General features: G+C 51.5%; 16 protein-coding genes. 10 read left to right on the top strand and 6 right to left on the bottom strand.

The window, feature by feature from the left end; genetic code table 11:
- Nucleotides 1-190 precede the first annotated feature (190 nt).
- From AC4PHM_RS08075 to AC4PHM_RS08060, 4 genes are all read left to right on the top strand, one after another.
- Entirely contained in the window at nucleotides 191-583 is a 393-nt protein-coding gene (locus tag AC4PHM_RS08075; RefSeq protein ID WP_492020383.1) for a DUF5655 domain-containing protein, read from the top strand.
- 217 nt (nucleotides 584-800) lie between these two features.
- Nucleotides 801-1,364, top strand: coding sequence for a TetR/AcrR family transcriptional regulator (locus tag AC4PHM_RS08070; RefSeq protein ID WP_492020381.1), 564 nt, complete (start codon nucleotides 801-803; stop codon nucleotides 1,362-1,364).
- A 14-nt stretch (nucleotides 1,365-1,378) separates the two neighbouring features.
- On the top strand, nucleotides 1,379-1,783 hold the full coding sequence (locus tag AC4PHM_RS08065; RefSeq protein WP_492020379.1) for an FMN-binding protein: 405 nt from the start codon (nucleotides 1,379-1,381) through the stop codon (nucleotides 1,781-1,783).
- Nucleotides 1,784-1,992: 209 nt separating this feature from the next.
- A complete protein-coding gene (locus AC4PHM_RS08060) occupies nucleotides 1,993-2,721 on the top strand; it encodes an HAD family hydrolase (RefSeq protein WP_492020377.1) in 729 nt (242 codons plus the stop codon).
- Nucleotides 2,722-2,845: 124 nt separating this feature from the next.
- Here the strand turns inward: AC4PHM_RS08060 and AC4PHM_RS08055 are convergent, their stop codons facing one another.
- From AC4PHM_RS08055 to AC4PHM_RS08045, 3 genes are read right to left on the bottom strand one after another with little or no spacing between them, the layout of a single operon-like run.
- Nucleotides 2,846-3,862 carry an electron transfer flavoprotein subunit alpha/FixB family protein gene (locus tag AC4PHM_RS08055; protein ID WP_492020376.1) on the bottom strand — a complete coding sequence of 339 codons (1,017 nt, stop codon included), beginning with the start codon at nucleotides 3,860-3,862 and terminating at the stop codon, nucleotides 2,846-2,848.
- A 25-nt stretch (nucleotides 3,863-3,887) separates the two neighbouring features.
- Nucleotides 3,888-4,679, bottom strand: a complete 792-nt coding sequence (locus AC4PHM_RS08050; protein WP_492020374.1) for an electron transfer flavoprotein subunit beta — start codon at nucleotides 4,677-4,679, stop codon at nucleotides 3,888-3,890.
- Between the two features lie 12 nt (nucleotides 4,680-4,691).
- Nucleotides 4,692-5,831 carry an acyl-CoA dehydrogenase gene (locus AC4PHM_RS08045; protein WP_492020372.1) on the bottom strand — a complete coding sequence of 380 codons (1,140 nt, stop codon included), beginning with the start codon at nucleotides 5,829-5,831 and terminating at the stop codon, nucleotides 4,692-4,694.
- A 707-nt stretch (nucleotides 5,832-6,538) separates the two neighbouring features.
- Here AC4PHM_RS08045 and AC4PHM_RS08040 point away from each other — a divergent pair.
- Together AC4PHM_RS08040 and AC4PHM_RS08035 are read left to right on the top strand one after the other, a co-directional pair.
- Nucleotides 6,539-7,006 carry a Fur family transcriptional regulator gene (locus AC4PHM_RS08040; protein ID WP_492020370.1) on the top strand — a complete coding sequence of 156 codons (468 nt, stop codon included), beginning with the start codon at nucleotides 6,539-6,541 and terminating at the stop codon, nucleotides 7,004-7,006.
- Nucleotides 7,007-7,028: 22 nt separating this feature from the next.
- Nucleotides 7,029-7,418 (top strand): YbaN family protein, encoded by a 390-nt coding sequence (locus AC4PHM_RS08035; protein WP_492020369.1) that lies wholly within the window; start codon nucleotides 7,029-7,031, stop codon nucleotides 7,416-7,418.
- 96 nt (nucleotides 7,419-7,514) lie between these two features.
- On the opposite strand, the gene rbsK is transcribed toward AC4PHM_RS08035, so the two are convergent.
- Both rbsK and AC4PHM_RS08025 read right to left on the bottom strand, forming a co-directional pair.
- A complete protein-coding gene (gene rbsK, locus AC4PHM_RS08030) occupies nucleotides 7,515-8,471 on the bottom strand; it encodes a ribokinase (RefSeq protein WP_492020366.1) in 957 nt (318 codons plus the stop codon).
- A 64-nt stretch (nucleotides 8,472-8,535) separates the two neighbouring features.
- Nucleotides 8,536-9,387 carry a YitT family protein gene (locus AC4PHM_RS08025; RefSeq protein WP_492020364.1) on the bottom strand — a complete coding sequence of 284 codons (852 nt, stop codon included), beginning with the start codon at nucleotides 9,385-9,387 and terminating at the stop codon, nucleotides 8,536-8,538.
- Nucleotides 9,388-9,576: 189 nt separating this feature from the next.
- Here AC4PHM_RS08025 and AC4PHM_RS08020 point away from each other — a divergent pair, with 189 nt between their 5' ends.
- The 4 genes from AC4PHM_RS08020 (at nucleotide 9,577) to hutG (ending at nucleotide 15,010) form a co-directional block, all read left to right on the top strand.
- Nucleotides 9,577-10,245, top strand: coding sequence for a GntR family transcriptional regulator (locus tag AC4PHM_RS08020; RefSeq protein ID WP_492020362.1), 669 nt, complete (start codon nucleotides 9,577-9,579; stop codon nucleotides 10,243-10,245).
- A 206-nt stretch (nucleotides 10,246-10,451) separates the two neighbouring features.
- A complete protein-coding gene (locus AC4PHM_RS08015) occupies nucleotides 10,452-12,905 on the top strand; it encodes a glycyl radical protein (RefSeq protein WP_492020361.1) in 2,454 nt (817 codons plus the stop codon).
- Between the two features lie 88 nt (nucleotides 12,906-12,993).
- Entirely contained in the window at nucleotides 12,994-13,896 is a 903-nt protein-coding gene (locus AC4PHM_RS08010; RefSeq protein WP_492020359.1) for a glycyl-radical enzyme activating protein, read from the top strand.
- A gap of 82 nt (nucleotides 13,897-13,978) precedes the next feature.
- Nucleotides 13,979-15,010 carry a formimidoylglutamase gene (gene hutG / locus AC4PHM_RS08005; RefSeq protein ID WP_492020358.1) on the top strand — a complete coding sequence of 344 codons (1,032 nt, stop codon included), beginning with the start codon at nucleotides 13,979-13,981 and terminating at the stop codon, nucleotides 15,008-15,010.
- 105 nt (nucleotides 15,011-15,115) lie between these two features.
- Here the strand turns inward: hutG and AC4PHM_RS08000 are convergent, their stop codons facing one another.
- Nucleotides 15,116-17,035 carry a sensor histidine kinase gene (locus tag AC4PHM_RS08000; protein WP_492020357.1) on the bottom strand — a complete coding sequence of 640 codons (1,920 nt, stop codon included), beginning with the start codon at nucleotides 17,033-17,035 and terminating at the stop codon, nucleotides 15,116-15,118.
- Between the last annotated feature and the right edge of the window lie 34 nt (nucleotides 17,036-17,069).

Below are 17,069 nucleotides of genomic sequence, written 5' to 3'. Positions count from 1 at the left end.
CCACCTCGCGGCTGGCGCCTATTGCTCCGCCGGAAACCCTGCTGCGCGGTTACGAGATGCAGGTCTGTAAGCATTCGCGAATGAAGTGATTCTGAGCAGCCCGGTGATTTATGCGGGCTGCTTTTTTACGGCCTTGCAATGGGTATAATTGACGTAAGCTGAATAAAACTTGAGGAAGGAGGCAGAGTGAATGCAAGACGCTGAGACTATGCCAACAAAAAATCAAATAGATGCGTTCTTCGCGGCGGATCCCGCTGTAAACCCGCTCTATCAGGCGCTGGAACCCCTCCTTTATGCGCTGGGTGATGTGACGCGCAAAGTTCAAAAGACCCAGATCTCATTTTCCTCAGGCAAGGGATTTGCCTATGTGTGGCTTCCCATCCACAAAGTCAAGGGACGACCGGCGCATTATCTTGTCCTGAGCTTCACATTGCCTCGTCAGATTGTGAGCCCCCGAATTATTGAAGCTGCAGAACCCTACCCATGCCGATGGATGCATCACCTCATCCTCTCCGCGCGGGAAGAACTCGATGAAGAACTCCTGGATTGGTTGAGGGAGGCGTATAATTTTGGTTTGCGTTAACCTATGGGAAACACTATTCTGACATAATAGTATAAGGACTGCTGATCGCGTTCGATTTGACAATTTGATTATTTGTCCATATAATTAACAATGTTAATATTGTATACGTTTGTTTACTCGAAGGTTCAAATCTTTGAATCTTCGAATAAACAATTGCCCAATGAGGAGATGAAATCACTTGCACCCTGAGGAACGACAAGAAATAAAGAAGCAGCGCATGAAAACCTACTTTTTGGAAGCCGCCATTCAAGCCGTAAAAAATGATGGGGCTGACCAACTGACAGTTCGTAAAGTCGCGGATGCAGCAGGCTATTCCTATGCGACAATCTACAACTATTTCAAAGATCTAAATGCATTGCTTTGGGAGACACGACAGCTCATGATCCAGGAGCTCGTTGAAGACGTTAAGTCAAAGATGTCAGCGCCGGTTAAAGATAAGGAAGACATCAAGAAAGTCTTTAAACTTTACATGGGTTACTTTTTTGAACATCCCGAGGTCTTCAGATTTTTTTATTTTTATCCTTTGATCAAACCTGACGTTGAATCCATTGGAGGTTCGGGAGATCAAAGCAGTGATCCGGATTTTTCATCTATGTGGTCGGAAACCTTTGGTGCTTTTGTTCAAAATGGCATTCTGAGACCGGAAGACATTGAGATTGTGGCAAAAGTGATGATCTATTCTGTACAGGGACTTCTGACACTGCGATTCTCAAGCGCAGGGGAGTTGACCGAAGATCAAGCCTATCAAGATTTGGAGAAAATAGTGAATCACTTGTTGTAGAGGAGAGAAAGTAAATGTCCAAAAAGAAAAGAATTTTAATGTGGACTTTGATTGCGCTGGTTTTGATATTTCTGGCGGCGCAGGTGGCCATGAAAAAAATTGAAAGCAATTTGAATGGGCTCATGGCGCTGGAACTGGCAGACATTGATTTGGAAAAGGCAAAGGATGGCATTTATACAGGCAGTTATTCTGCGCTTCCGGTAGCAGCAGAAGTTAAAGTTACACTTGAAGAACATAGAATTGTATCTATCGAGTTGATTGAACACAAACACGGCCAAGGGGCCAATGCTGAAATTTTGCCTGAGATTGTCGTGCAGGCGCAATCTCTCGACGTCGACTTGGTGGCGGGTGCTACCTACAGCAGCAAGGTGATTTTGAAGGCAATCGAAGACGCACTGCTGCAGGCGGCCGAGAAGTAAACAGCAAATTGTAGTGAATTGTGTGAAGCTCTGGCACCGAGATGAACTTGGTGACAGGCACCAAACTCATTTCGGGGGCAGAGCCAAAGCGCAATAATTTCCATTTTGTCACCCTGCCTTAACTACCTTTTTCAACGTGAATATGTTAAACTTTGAAAAGTAAACTTTCTAGCTAAGCGAAGGTGCTTGAGAAATGGGGTTATGGCATTATGAATACCGTATTATTCGATTTGGATGGGACTTTGCTTCCCTTGGACCAGGATCAATTTCTGGAAACTTATTTTGGATTAATGGGCAAGATGATGGCCTCCAGAGGCATTGAGCCCAAACCGCTCTTCAAAGCAATCTGGACCGGTACGGAAGCCATGGTCCGCAATGATGGCATCATGACCAATGAAGAAAAGTTTTGGCGCGTTTTCGACAACGTCTATGAAGGCGATGCCAAAGCCTTAAGACCTCTGCTTGAAGAGTTTTACATGACCGAATTTGACAAAGCTAAAGTGGTCGCCAGCCAAAATCCTTTGGCCCGAGAATGCGTCGACCTTCTAAAAGACAAAGGCTACACCCTGGCTCTGACCACCAATCCGCTTTTTCCTGCCATAGCGACTCATTTTAGAATTCAGTGGGCAGGCTTAAAACCTGAGGACTTTTCCCTGGTGACCACCTACGAGAATTGCAGCCATTGCAAGCCAAACCTGGACTATTACAGAGACGTCTTAAAGGCTCTCAAAAAAGAACCGCAGGAATGCCTGATGGTCGGCAATGATGCCAGGGAAGACCTGTGCGTTGCGGATCTGGGCATGGACACCTTTCTATTGACGGATCACCTGATTCACAAGGGGGAGGAAGATCTGTCCCATCACAGACAGGGCAGCTTCGAAACTTTAAAGACATGGATTGAAGAATTGCCGGATTTGACGACAAAATCGACACGGTAAGTTGGATGATACTTTAAATAAAAAAGGCGTCAGGAAAATGGTTTGATGAAAACCGTTTTCCTGACGCCTTACCTTTTGGTCCCTATTGCATGATCTTTACCGCCTAACCCCTGCTCCCAAATCCCTACTGCGCGTTTCTGTTCCCCAGCTCCGGCAAAATCCGGATCAACTCAGGGACGATCTTATGGACATCCCCAACAATGCTGAGATCCGCCGCGTCAAAAATTGGCGCCCCTTCATCCTTATTGATGGCCACGATAAACTCAGACTCCTCCATGCCCGCAAGGTGCTGAATAGCGCCTGAAATCCCGCAGGCAATGTACAGGTCAGGACGCACGGTCTTTCCGGTTTGGCCGACCTGATGGCTTCGATCGATCCAGCCCGCGTCTACCGCAGCCCTTGAAGCAGACACAGTGCCGCCCAGCTTGTCCGCCAAAGACTCAAGAATCGGGAACGCTTCAGGTGAACCAATGCCGCGACCGCCTGAGATCAGGATCGTCGCGTCCTCAATATTGACCTTTTTCTTGCTTGCCTTAACGACCTCGAGCACCTCCACGTGCTGATCCGCCGGCGAGAACGCGACCTCGAAATTCCTGCAGACACCCATACGCCCAACAACCGGTTCCGCCATCTGCATGACGCCGGGACGCACCGTCGACATTTGCGGACGGTGGTTCGGACAAATAATCGTCGCCATGATGTTGCCGCCAAACGCCGGCCGCGTCATCAGGAGATTTCGGTTTTCGAGGTCGACCTCCAGCTTCGTGCAGTCCGCGGTGAGGCCGGTATCTAACCTCGAAGAAACCCTAGGTGCCAGGTCTCTGCCGATGGTCGTCGCCCCAAACAGAACGATCTCTGGGTTGTGGGCACGAATGACTTCTGTGAGCGCTTTCGTATAAGGCTCCGTGGTGTAAGGTTCAAGGATGGGATGCTCGACGAGGATGACCTCATCGCAGCCCAGTTCGATGAGCGAATGCACAGGGTGGGTCAGACCCGCTGTGAGAACGGCGGCTTTTAGGCGGGCTCCGAGCTCATCGGCAATTTCTCTGCCTTTGGAAATGAGCTCGAGGGACACCTTTTGGACGTGGCCTTCACGCTGTTCGACAAAGACCATGACATCAGAATAATTTTGGATTTCCATGCTATACCTCCTGATCGAATCAGCGTTATTCTACAATGAAGCGTTCTTTGAGCGCATCCAGAATGAGTCTGGCAGCTGCGTCCGGCTCGGCGTTGAATTTTTTGCCAGGCGCCTTTGGCGCTTTGGTAAAGGACTTCCTGACCTTGGTTGGCGAGCCCTTGAGACCGGCGTGGTCCGGGTTCATGTCCAGGTGGTCCAGAGTCCAGGTTTCGACTTGTTTTTCATTGTAAGCGGCCATAATGCCCCCAACGGACATGTAGCGCGGCGTGTTCATCTCTGCCAGGGTCGTGATCAGGCAAGGGAACTTGACGCGGATGCGGTGAAAGCCTTCCTCAAAAATACGCTTGACGATGATGGAAGTTTGGCCCTCTTCGACTTCGAGGTCCTCCACGTAGCTGACCTGAGGAATGCTGAGTTTTTCTGCGATTTGAGGTCCGACTTGAGCGGTGTCGCCATCGATGGCCTGACGTCCGGCGATGATGAGATCGTAGTCCATCTTGCGGATAGCGCTGGCGAGCGTCAGGGACGTCGCCCAGGTATCTGCTCCGGCAAAGCGGCGATCTGTCAGTAGGATAGCGCGGTCCGCGCCCATAGCCAGGGCTTCCCGGAGAGCCTTGTCGGCTTGCGGCGGTCCCATGGTGAGGACGGTGACGTGAGCGCCAAACTGATCTTTCAGGCAAAGGGCGGCTTCGAGGCCGGCTTTGTCGTCGTGGTTGATGATGGACGGAATCCCGTCGCGGATCAGCGTCCCGGTGACGGGATCCAGCTTGACCTCATTGGTATCCGGAACTTGCTTCATGCATACGATTATCTTCATGGGACAGGCCTCCTATTTCAGCATTGCGCTCGAAATGACCATTTTCTGGACCTCCGAGGTGCCTTCGTAGATTTCAGTGATCTTCGCGTCGCGCATCATGCGCTCAATGCCGTATTCTCGGGTGTAGCCATAGCCGCCGTGCAGCTGGACTGCTTTGGTGGTGACTTCCATGGCGACCTCTGAAGCGTAGAGCTTGGCCATGGCGGCTTCGGTGGCGTAGGACGCGCCTGCTTCCTTTAGGGTAGCAGCACGGTAGACCAGGAGACGGGCAGCGTCGACTTTCGTCTGCATGCCGGCGAGCTCGAACTGGGTGTTTTGGAAGGCTGAAATTGGCCTGTTGAACTGTTTGCGTTCTTTCACGTATTTGACAGTCTCGTCAATGGCGCCTTGAGCAATGCCAAGAGCTTGGGCAGCGATGCCTATGCGGCCGCCGTCCAGCGTCTTCATGGCAATTTTGAAGCCTTGACCCTCTTTGCCGAGCAGATTCTCTTTTGGCACAATGCAGTTTTCGAAGATAAGCTCGCAGGTAGAGGAACCGCGGATGCCCATCTTTTTCTCTTTTTTGCCGATGGAAAAGCCCGGGAAACCACGCTCCACAATAAATGCCGAGATCCCTCTGGTCCCGGCGGCTTTATCCGTCATGGCCATGACAATATAGGTGTCCGCATGCCCGGCGTTTGTGATGAAGATTTTGCTGCCGTTCAGGACGTAGTGGTCACCTTGGAGGACTGCCTTGGTCTGCTGGGCGCTGGCATCTGTACCGGCGTTGGCTTCTGTGAGTCCGAAAGCGCCAATTTTCTCACCTTTGGCAAGAGGCGGGAGATACTTCTGCTTTTGCGCTTCAGTGCCGAACTCGTAGATGGGCGCTGCGCAGAGGCTTGTGTGGGCGCTGACGATGACGCCGGTGGTGCCGCATGCTTTTGAGAGCTCTTCGACAGCCATGGCATAGGCCAGGTTCCCAGCGCCGCTGCCGCCGAGTTCCTTCGGAAAAGGGATCCCCATGAAGCCATAGCGCGCGAGCTTTTCGACGGTTTCAACCGGGAAGCGCTCTTCCTCATCGATTTCTTCTGCGAGGGGTTTGACCTCCTGAACTGTGAAGCTGCGATACAGTTCGCGAAGCATTTCGTGTTCTTTTGACAAAGAGAAGTTCATAACAACCTCCTAAATTTGTTAATAGATTCACAAAAAGTATCAAAAAAATTTCAATCATTTTTGTAAAACCTACTAACGGATTGGTATTCCAACGCCATTATATAATAATTGATGCGCTAAATGAAGGGGATTGGAAGCGGAACAACACTTCTTGTCAGGCGGTGATTAAAGTTCATTTAATTTGAGTTTTTTTGATTCTAATTTAACAAAGTGTCGTTTCGTCTTATGGAATTGTGACAAAGGGAAGAATTTTGTCTTGGTGTCTGACGCCTGATTTGGATTGTAAGTTGAGATGAAGCCATGCCCGGCAAGCGCCGGGCATGGCTTTTTAATGGAAGGGGACGCGGACGAAGTGGGTGTTGGTGACGCGGATAGGTTTTGGGTTGGGGACACGGACAGAAATGTTTAAGTAACACAAGCGTTCATTTTTACGACAGCGAGAATTGTTATCGCAAGCTCTGGTACAATTTTCATTTCTGTCCGCGTCCCCAAAGTTGAAGCTGTCTGCGTCCCCAAAGTTGAAGCTGTCCGCGTCCCCCACCTTAACCGACCCTTTCGCCAATCTTGACGCCAATTTCGAATGAGAGTACAATAACTTTAAATTCATTATAAAATAGAAAATATCTACTCCGGTTCAGGACAGCGGTTTCTTTCGATAGGCTAAGGTTTCAAGGCGCAGCACACCCTATGAGAAAGCTGGGAATCCAATGAAAGCCACGAATAAGCAAACAGAGGGTAAAGCACATGAATCCCCAACCGTCCAGCAGCTCACCACCATACTCTCGGTCCACAAAGTCCGCCCATCACAACAGCGGCTCATGATCCTGGAATATTTGATGAACCATCACTATCATCCCTCCGTGGACATGATCTACAATGCATTGCTGATTAAAGTGCCGACGCTGTCCAGGGCCACCGTTTACAACACCTTGAATCTGTTTTTAAAAGCTGGGCTCGTCAAAGTGCTGGACATCGTGGAAAATGAGGCGCGGTATGACATCCTTACCGACTTCCACGGGCACTTTAAGTGCAACGCCTGTGGCGATATCTTCAATTTCCGAGTCAGTGATGACGTACTGGTATCGGATGAGTTAAAGGGCTTCGTCGTTGACGACAAGAATATTTATTTAAAAGGGACATGCCCAAAATGTCTTAGAAAGCAAAAGGACGTTTAACCCACATTTTGGAGGTGAACAGGTGTCGAGCAGACTAAAAAAGCATTTGCTGATCGCAGCCGGCAGTCTTGCCCTGATTCTCGGAATCATTGGTGTCGTATTACCTGTCCTGCCTACGACCCCTTTTTTGCTTCTGGCCTCCTATTGCTACATGCGAAGCTCAAAGCGCCTGTACGACTGGCTGATGAATCATAAAATCCTGGGTCCGTACCTTTATGACTACATCACTTACAGGGGCGTCAGGCGCAAGGCCAGAACAGCAGCTCTCTCCATGCTGTGGCTGACCCTCAGCATCTCCATGATCCTGGTGGATCACTTTCACATAAGGCTTCTTCTCGTCTTTATTGGCATTGCGGTGAGCATCCACTTGTTTACACTGAAAACAATAGAAACAGAGCAACCGGCGGACTAAAGATTATTAACCCCCAAAATAACAAGCCACCTCAGATCCCCTGATAGTCGGGGGCATCCATGGTGGCTTTAGCTTTAGTTCCAGCTCAATTCCAGCTCAATTCCTGCTCAATTCCCACTCATAGGGGATCGAAGACTGCGCTCCCGGGCGGGTGACGGCTATGCCGGCAGCCTTTACCGCCAGCTCGACCGCCTTCTCCAGACCAACAGATCGCCAAAAGGCCGCAAAGGCACCGGCAAACGTATCCCCGGCAGCAGTCGTATCCACTGCCGAGACTTTAACAGCGGGAATGTGGCCAGTTCGACCTTCGCCGCTGTAATAAACCCCGTCCGCCCCCATAGTCATGAGAACATTAGGTAGTCCCAACGCTACCAACGTCTTCAAAACATCAGCAGGTGAAAAATCATTGCCGGACACTCCGGAACCGGATGTGCCGCTGACTTCGCCAGGCTCGTGAAAATCAGGCACAAGCCCGCTGAGCTGAAGTCCTTCAATCTCGTTGACCACCAGTACGTCGACACACTGAAGCAGCGTCTCGGGCAGCGGCTGATAGGGTGCCGGATTGAGGATGACTTTTTTTCCGTAAGAATGGGCGAGCGAAGCTGCGGCAACGACGGTGTCCATAGGCAGCTCGAGCTGGAGGATCACCAGGTCGCAAGCTGAGAACGCGTCCGTTGCCAGGTCAAGGTCAGAGGGCTGCACCCCGCCGTTGGCGCCGGGGATGACGGTGATGGTATTGTGACCATCGGCAGAAACTGTGATCAGTGCGACGCCGGTTGGAAGGTCGGGGAGCGTCTTTACACCCTGAATGTCAACCCCATCCCGAATCAGGCCCTCCAGCAAACGAGCGCCGTAATCATCCTGACCCACCGCACCGACCATGGCCACGGAGGCCCCCATCCGCGCCGCGGCCACCGCCTGATTGGCACCCTTGCCGCCGGGATAAGTGTCAAAGCGCTGCCCCGTCACGGTTTCCCCAAGCCGGGGCAGCTGATCCACCATGGCCACCAGATCCATATTTAGACTGCCCACGACCAGCAGTTTAGTCCTCATTTGCCTCCGCCCTTTCAATTCAGTGGATGTCGTCAATTCGATCCAAATTCGCGTTCAGAGGGCACTAATGCAGTAAACTCTTAAAGCCCTCTCCAAGCGTCTCGTGTATTTTGCTGACGGAAATGAACGCCCGCTGATCCACCGACTTGATGTAATTTCGCAGGCGAATAAATTCCTTGCGGTCCACAATAGTCATGATGATCTCCCTCGACTCATTGGTATAGGCGCCTCTGGCCTGATACAGCGTCGCGCCCCGCCCCAGGTCGTCCATGATGAACCGCGTTATCTGATCCACCTCAGTGGCAATGATCGTCACCTGTTTGTTGGTCTCTAGGCCCTCAATCACCGCGTCGATCACAAAGCCGTTGATAATGACCGCCAGCAGCGCATAGAGGCCGCTCTGAATGCCAAAGGTGACGCCTGCGGCAGTGACAATGAGAAAGTCCGCCATCAGAAGACCTTTGCCGATGGCGATCTGAAAATACTTATTCAAAATCTTGGCAATGATGTCCGTTCCACCTGTTGAAGCGTTGTTGAGGAAGACAATGCCCATGCCGCCGCCCGCCAGCATGATCCCGTAGATCATTTCCAGCAGAATGTCGCCAGTCAGCGGTTCAGAGAGAGGGAAAAGGAATTCAAACAGCCAGATCATACCGGAAAGCATCAGGCTGGAATAAATGGTTTTGACACCAAAATCCCGTCCAATAAAAATTATCCCAATGATAAAGAGGATGACGTTCATCATCATCATAAAGGCGCCAATTGGGATCAGAGGCAGATAATAATTGATGACCATGGCCAGGCCGCTGACGCCGCCGGCAGCGACGTTGTTGGGCACCAGGAAGAAATAGATGCCGGCTGCTACCATGGCCAGACCAAGGTTGATGAGGAAAAATTCTTTGATGTTTTTTTTCAAATTCGGGTGCCTCCTTGGTAAAACTGTGGTTTGCTCATAATGTTATCACGTTCTTTTCTGAACGTAAATGGGGCTTCAGGTGGGTGGCATTTCTGGTATACTTAAAACAAAAGGCATGGGGCACGGCTTGGCTTAGGCACAGCAATTGCTGAAAGAAGGCTAAATCAGTCCGCTGAAAGGGTTGTTGACATGGCACTCGATCTGAAGAAAAAAGGCAAGACCTATCAAAATCTGCCGGCGATCATTGCCGAGGAGCTCAGGGAATCCATCCTGAACGGTGAAATTGAAGCAGGCACTCAAATGAAACAGGAGGAGATCGCCAGACGTTTTGACAGCAGCCTGATTCCGGTGCGGGAAGCGCTGAGAAATCTGGAGACGGAAGGTCTGGTCACTTTTTACCCAAATAAAGGGGCTTTTGTCAGCGAACTTTCCAGTGAGCGGGCCAGAGAGGTTTTTGAGACCCGGATCCTCATCGAAAAGGGCGCCTTGGCCATGTCAATTCCCAAGCTGACTAAAAAGGATTTTAAAGCAGCTTCCCAGCTCATTGACCAGCTGGACCGGGCTGAGACGGGGAAGGCCCTGAGCAGGCTCAATCTGGAACTTCACAACGTGCTCTACGGACGCTGCGGCAATACCTTTTTGCTGGAGCTGATCGAAACCCTGCACTATCAGGTGGAACGGTACATGCGGCGTTATTTGATAGAGCATCTCAACAATGATCTCTCCCAGGAATTTCACAGAAGGATTCTCAGAGCGGCTGAGGAAAAAAACAGTGATCAGGCCTGCTTTGATCTGGAGCAGCACATGCGCATGGCCATGACGTCGCTGATCGAGGCGCTGAAACGGGAAGAGCTTTAGCGCAGTCATGCAGTAAGGCTTTTTGTTGAGTATGTTGAGTTCTGTAAGTTTGAAATTTTAATGTGCAAAGCGGCCCTTCTCGATTGACTGAAATTGAAAGGGCTATTATAATGTAATCAAGATTATATATTATAAAATATAAAATAATACTTACAACAAAACACACTCCAGGCGTTGGAAACGCTGCGTACAAGGAGGTAAAAATCATGAATACTACCAAGAGAATTGAAAAATTCAGACAGTCTTATGTGAACTCAAAACCGCTGATCTGCTATGACCGTGCGGATCTGTGGACCCGTTCTCATCAGGAAACGGAGGGCGAACCTATTGAAATCAGACGTGCCAAGGCGTTCCTGAAAGCCTGCAGCGAGCTCCCGGTTCAGATTTTTGAGGACGAACTCTTGGTGGGCACAGCGGGACGCTTTCGCCGAACCGGCATCCTGACGCCGGAATTCTCCTGGAAATGGGTGGACAAGGAAATGGACACCTTTGAGACACGTCCACAGGACCCTTATGTGATGACCGACGAGCAGCGCGCCTATGTGCGTGAGAACATTTTCCCTTACTGGAAAGGGAAGTCCCTGGAAGAGGCTTTCCTGAGCCGCGTGCCGGAAAGCACTGCCAGAATTCTGATTGACACGGGGATCATCGATAACGACTCCAAATGGCGTCAGGCCATTGGCGAAGTGACGCCGGATTACCCGGAGACTCTGTTCCCTAAGGGCTATGACCGCATTCGCGAGGAGGCACAGGCAAAGCTTGCAGCGCTTGAGCCGATCAGCAGAGAGAACATTGAGAAAATACAATTTTACACCTCTATAGCCATTGCAGCGCAGGCCATTGTCACTTTTGCGAATCGGTATGCGGACAAAGCGGAGGAGATGGCGGCAGACCTGGCTGGGGCTGGGACTGGGACTGGGACGGCGGAACCATCGGCAAATAAAGTCTTTGAAGACGGGGAAAAACAATGGGCTGTACCGCTGAAGCAGCGACGGCAGGAGCTCCTGGAGATCGCCCGAGTCTGCCGCAAGGTGCCGGCTAATCCTCCGGAGACCTTCCGGGAGGCGATTCAGTTCGTGTGGTTTGTGCAGCTGGGCGGCGTCATTTCCGAGAACCCACTGGCGCTGAATCCGGGGCGCTTTGACCAGTACATGTACCCGTTCTACGCTGCAGACCTGGCGGCGGGGCGCATCACGCCGGCGGAGGCCCAGGAGCTGATTGAGGCCTTGTGGATCAAGCTTTCCGAGTGGGTCTGGACGATTTCCGCCAACACGGCGGACTTCTTCGCAGGGTATAATCAGTTCCAGAATCTAACGGTGGGCGGACGGAAGCGCGACGGCTCGGATGCCACCAACGACATTACCTACATGTGTCTGGAAGCCACGAAGCGGGTGAAGACCCATCAGCCGGGGCTCAGTGTGCGGATTCATGCCGATTGTCCCGAGGCCTTCATGAACGCCGTAGTGGACCTGGTGAAGACGGGGACGGGTTTTCCGGCAATCCACAATGACGACGCGGGCTCCAGGATGCTGCTCCAAGCGGGGTACGAGCCGGAGGACGCCCGGGACTGGAACAACTGCGGCTGTGTCGTGCCGCATTTCAGAAAGACGGGACAGTGGACCGCGGCGGTCAATGTCAACTTTGGCGCTGCATTGGAGTATGCCCTGAACGAGGGGAACAGCCGGCTCCGGGGGGAGACCCTGGGGATTCCTGTGAAGCCGCTGACGGACTTCACCAGCTTTGAGGAGATCAAGGCGGCCTTTGAGGCACAGCTTCAGTATTTGATCCATCACTCAGTTATTGGTACAGTCATTGCACAGCAGCTCCATTCTGAGATGGTGCCGCGGCCGTTCCTCTCCACCTGTGTGGAGGGCTGCTTTGAGAAGGGCAAGGACCTTAGCCGGGGCGGTGCCCGCTATAATGTGGGACCGGTACTAACGGGGATTGGTCTGGGGGTTGTGGCCAACTCGTTGATGGCGATCAAGAAGCTGGTGTTCGAAGAGGGCTCTGCAACCCTGCAGGATTTCGCTGACGCTTTGGCGGCGGACTGGGTGGGTTACGAGGACCTGCAGCGCCGGGCTGTGAATGTGGAGAAATACGGCAATGACCAGGAAGAGGTCGACCGGATCGCACAGTCCATTGCCAACTATTACTATCATGAAACGCGAAACTATAAGGACATTTTTGGCTCCCATTTCAATACGGCTTTTATGGGGATTTCCAACTATATTCCAGCGGGTAAGGTCGTGGGCGCAACGCCTTGTGGCCGAAAAGCCCGTCAGCCGCTGACGGAAGGGGTTTCTCCGTTTGTGGGTTCGGATATTTCAACACCCCTGGCCGCCATGCGCTCTGCCGCCAAGATGAATCACGACGTCCACACGGGTGGGACGCTGCTCAATCTGCGTCTGATGTCCGACTTCCTGGAGACACGTCGTGGGGTCAATAACCTGAAATCCATGATTCGGGCTTACTTCTCCCTGGGAGCTTTCCACGTGCAGTTCAACACGGTGTCCAATGAGGTCCTGCGAAAAGCTCAGGACCGTCCGCAGGACTATAGGGATCTTTTGGTTCGCGTCGCGGGTTACAGCACACAGTTTGTCAATCTGTCGCCAGAGGTTCAGGAGGCGATTATTGCCCGAAATGCCCATGCGCTGGTCTAGGCGGGTCTGAGCCTTGTGATGGTTCAGGACAGTAGACCGCAAAGTCGGCAAAGTGTATACAGTTCAAGAAGAAAGGAGGCGGAGGGCCATGACCGGCGTCGTATCACAGATTCAGGATTTTTCGGTACATGATGGGGATGGCATCCGCACCACGATTTTCCTTTCTGGATGTCCTCTTCGCTGCCGATGGTGTTCCAACCCCGAAACCTGGGGCATAAAGCCTGTGGTGGCCTCACATGCCAGCCGGTGCACAGACTGCGGACGCTGTCTTCAGGTATGTCCGGCAGAAGGGGCCCTCGATTTGGTCATGCCTCATCATGTCAATCCTGCACAGTGTACACTGTGTGGAAAGTGTGTGGCGGTGTGCCCATCGGCAGCCAAAACCAGGATGGGCGGGGAAATGTCGGTGTCAGAGGTCGTCGGGAAAGTGATGCGGAACAACATCTTTTTCCAGGCGTCAGGCGGCGGGGTCACTTTTTCAGGCGGCGAAGCCACGTTCCAGGCGGACTATTTCAACAGGCTGGTCCGGGAATTTTACGACCTGGGGGTACATCTGGCCCTCGAGACTTCCGGATTTTTTGAATGGGATGAGGCAGCCGAGAGCTTGATGCTCATGGACCACATTTTCTATGACCTGAAACTGATGGACAGTGAAAAGCATCTGGAAATGACCGGGCAGGACAATGGGCGGATCCTGGAGAATTTCAGAAGGCTGGCTAGCCTGGGGGTCGACGTGGTGGTCAGGATTCCCGTCATTTCAGGGGTGAATGAGGACGAGGCCAACATTGAGGCCACAGCATTGTTCGTCAGCGAGGTACTCCCGCGGGCGGCTGTTGAGCTGCTGCCGTATCATGCTTATGGCAACTATAAGTACGAAGCGCTGAATCTGGGAGCCCGGCTGTATGTCTATGAGACACCCAGTGAGGTACGGATGGAAGCGCTCAGGGCATTGGTTGAGAAGTGCGGGGTTAAGGTGGTTTCTTATAAGTAGGATTGCACTTTGACGATTTGTTGACAGCGGCCTGATAGGCTTTCTCCAATAACGCAAATGGATTTGAATGGGGGAAGCTTGAATGGGAAGCTGCACAGATCGATACAAACCACTCGAAAACCTTGATGAGTGGCACGGCAGAGTAGACAGTGAAGACAACTACTACGCCTTCAGATGGCATCAGTGTGTCCGACTTTTGGATCTGAACAACGGTGCTGTCAGGGCTTATGAGGGTGCCCTTGGCATTGCCTTTTTGGGATTTCAGTCAGACGAGGGCATCCGCAGGAACAAAGGACGAGGCGGTGCGGTCAACGGACCGGCAAGCATTCGCCATGAACTTGCGAACTTGCCATGCTATTTTGATCCGTCGGTTGCCCTATTTGATGCGGGGGACGTGATTTGTGAGGATGGCAATCTCGAGGAAAGTCAGAGGCAGTTAGGCGACATGGTCGAACGGCTGCTTGAGCTGAAGCTGTTTCCCATTCTCCTGGGCGGCGGACACGAGATCGCCTATGGGCATTACCTGGGGCTGCAGAAGTTCCTGGCATCCGGAGAGTCGCGCCCAAGGATAGGCATTTTCAATTTTGATGCCCACTTTGACTTGAGACCCTACTTTAGCGGTGGAAACTCCGGGACAATGTTCAGGCAGATCGCGGATCTGAACCAAGCCAGCGACTTTCCATTTCTGTATTATTGCGCCGGGGTTCAGCGCTACAGCAATACCATTGAACTCTTCAAAACGGCGGAGGCACTGGGGGTCAAATACAAGCTGGCCAAGGACCTCATTCAGGAGGATCACTGGCAGCTGAGCGAATCTATAGGTGCCTTTGTCGGTCGGACTGACCACTTATATGTGACGGTCTGCGCGGATGTTTTTTCCTCCGCCTTCGCGCCCGGGGTCAGCGCCCCGCAGCCTCTCGGTCTGGACCCGGAGCTGGCACTTAAAATTTTAAAGCGCCTGATCAGATCCGGAAAAGTGATCAGCTTCGATATTGCAGAAGTCTCACCGCGATTCGACAAGGACAACATCACGGCGAGTCTGGCTAAAGTCATTATTTTTACCGTAGTGAACACCTTGTGTCAAAACAAGAATTTGCTGCTGGACGCCGAATAGCAAAAGCGGGATCTGAAATGGACGTCGAAAGAAGCTGTGACTAGTGCTTCGTGTCGATGGTCATTTCATCCCGCTTTTTTCTTTGTTCACGAGCGCTATAGGGAGTTACTGGGATCCTTTCAGTGGCAATTCAAACCAAAAAGTTGTGCCTTTATTTTTTTCAGAGACAAACTGAAGGGTTGAACCATGGGCCTGCAAAAATGATTTTGCAATAAAGAGACCCAGCCCATAGCCTTGCTTTCGATTGTGCTGTCCGGAGAAAAACATGTCGAAGATTTTCAATTGATCCTCAGCAGGGATGCCAATGCCATGATCTTCGATGCTGAAAACCAGATGGCTGTCAGAACCTTTCAGCTCGACGCGGATCACGCCGCCAGCTTCGGAATACTTGACTGCATTACTCATTAAGTTATTCCAGGCCCGCGTGATTTTGACCGGATCTATGGACAGTAACCCCTCAGTATTCTGGCAGACACCTTCGAAAATATGACCGGCATCCTCGATATAGCGCTTGGAGTTCTCAAAAATCCTGGCTGTGAACGGTGCTGCATCGATACCTATAACGTGCAGCTTTGGCTCAGCCTGGGCCTCATAGGCGGAATCCAGGATATCTGAGGTGATGCGCTCAAGATCTTCAGCGCCTTCGACAATCTCCTCTAAAAACTTTTGTCGAGTATCTTCATCCACGCTGAGGCTTGAGGTCAGAGCCCTGCTGTAACCTTTTATAAGCGTCAGTGTGGTTCTCAGATCGTGGGATAAGACTGAGACAAACTGGGCGGTCTGGTCATTGCGATTTTCAATGTCGGTGGTTAAGGTCTGGGTCTGCTTTAACAGCTGTTCGTTTTCCAGGCTGAAGTTTTTGATCAGGGAACTGAATGTGGTTTTAAAATTCAAATAAGCGCCGGATAAATTTTGGATTTCTTTTGAAGCAGCATCTGTGGCGGCAATACCTTCGTTGTGGTCGGATTCGAAGAGCTTTTCGGAGGATCCAGGCTGCTGTGCGGCGCTGGCGACGGACTGAGTCAAGCGCTGGCTGCTCCTTGCCGCAGAGTCTATGGACTCTGTAATGGCGACAATGGGCGCTGTAATTTTTCCTGAAATATAAAAAGCAGCCAGGACTGCGAGGAGTGATGTCATCAGTCCAATAAAAATGACGTCGGAAAGCAGGCTGAGTGATTTACCCAGGAGCTCTGTCTCAGGCAGTACCGCAATCAAAATCCACTGATTACTGGCCATGCGCTTTAACATCATCAGATTGCTGTCACCCTCGGTGGATTTCATGACCGGGAGGTCGGAAGCCGAAACCGCATTGCTCTCAAGGTCGTCCGTGCGTAAGTTTTCAGGAAGCTCAAAGTCTGCTTCAGTTGCGATGAGGCTGACCTCAGGGTGAGAGAGGATTCTGTTCTCGGAATCGAGAATTATATAGTACCCGTTCTCTCCCATTTCAAAGGTTTTAACCACGTTTGACAGGTACTGCGCGTAGATCGCAATCCCAGCGTGGGCCAGCAGTGTGCCGTCCTCATCATAAATGGGGCTCACAGTATTGACGACCAGGGAGCCATCTGATCTTGCTATTAAAATATCGCTGGTCACTGTGGTTCCTGTACGTCTGGACTTTAGATAATAATCCCGGCTCGACAGGTCCAGGTTCATGAATTCCGCTTTGGTCGCGGCTGAAATGTGTCCGCTGAGATCGAGAATAAACAGGTCCATATACTGCTCGTGAGCGGGGTCGCGCTGCGCCATGAGTTCCTTCAGATAAGCGTTCATCTCAGCGGTGGACAGATTCTCATTCAGAAACGCTCTTACTTGAAGGTCATTGGCAAGATTTTTGGTCTCCAGCTGAGTGATTTCCAGCAAAAGATCAATGTTTTCCTTGGTTCTTTCGAGCTGTGCCGCCATGTAATGTTTTGCGTCCTGGTTAATGATGTCGGCAGATCTATGGTATAAAAAGTAACTGACGGAGAGCATCAAAAAGATGATCAGCGCGCATAAGATCAGCGCGAGTCGGCGCTTCAAGCTCATAGGGACCCCTCGTTTCGCAGATGATTTTCCCACG

This window comes from Acidaminobacter sp. QWL-03 (assembly GCF_058683855.1).
The sequence above is the reverse complement of the archived record's forward strand: the minus strand, read 5'-3'. Positions and strand labels throughout refer to the sequence as shown.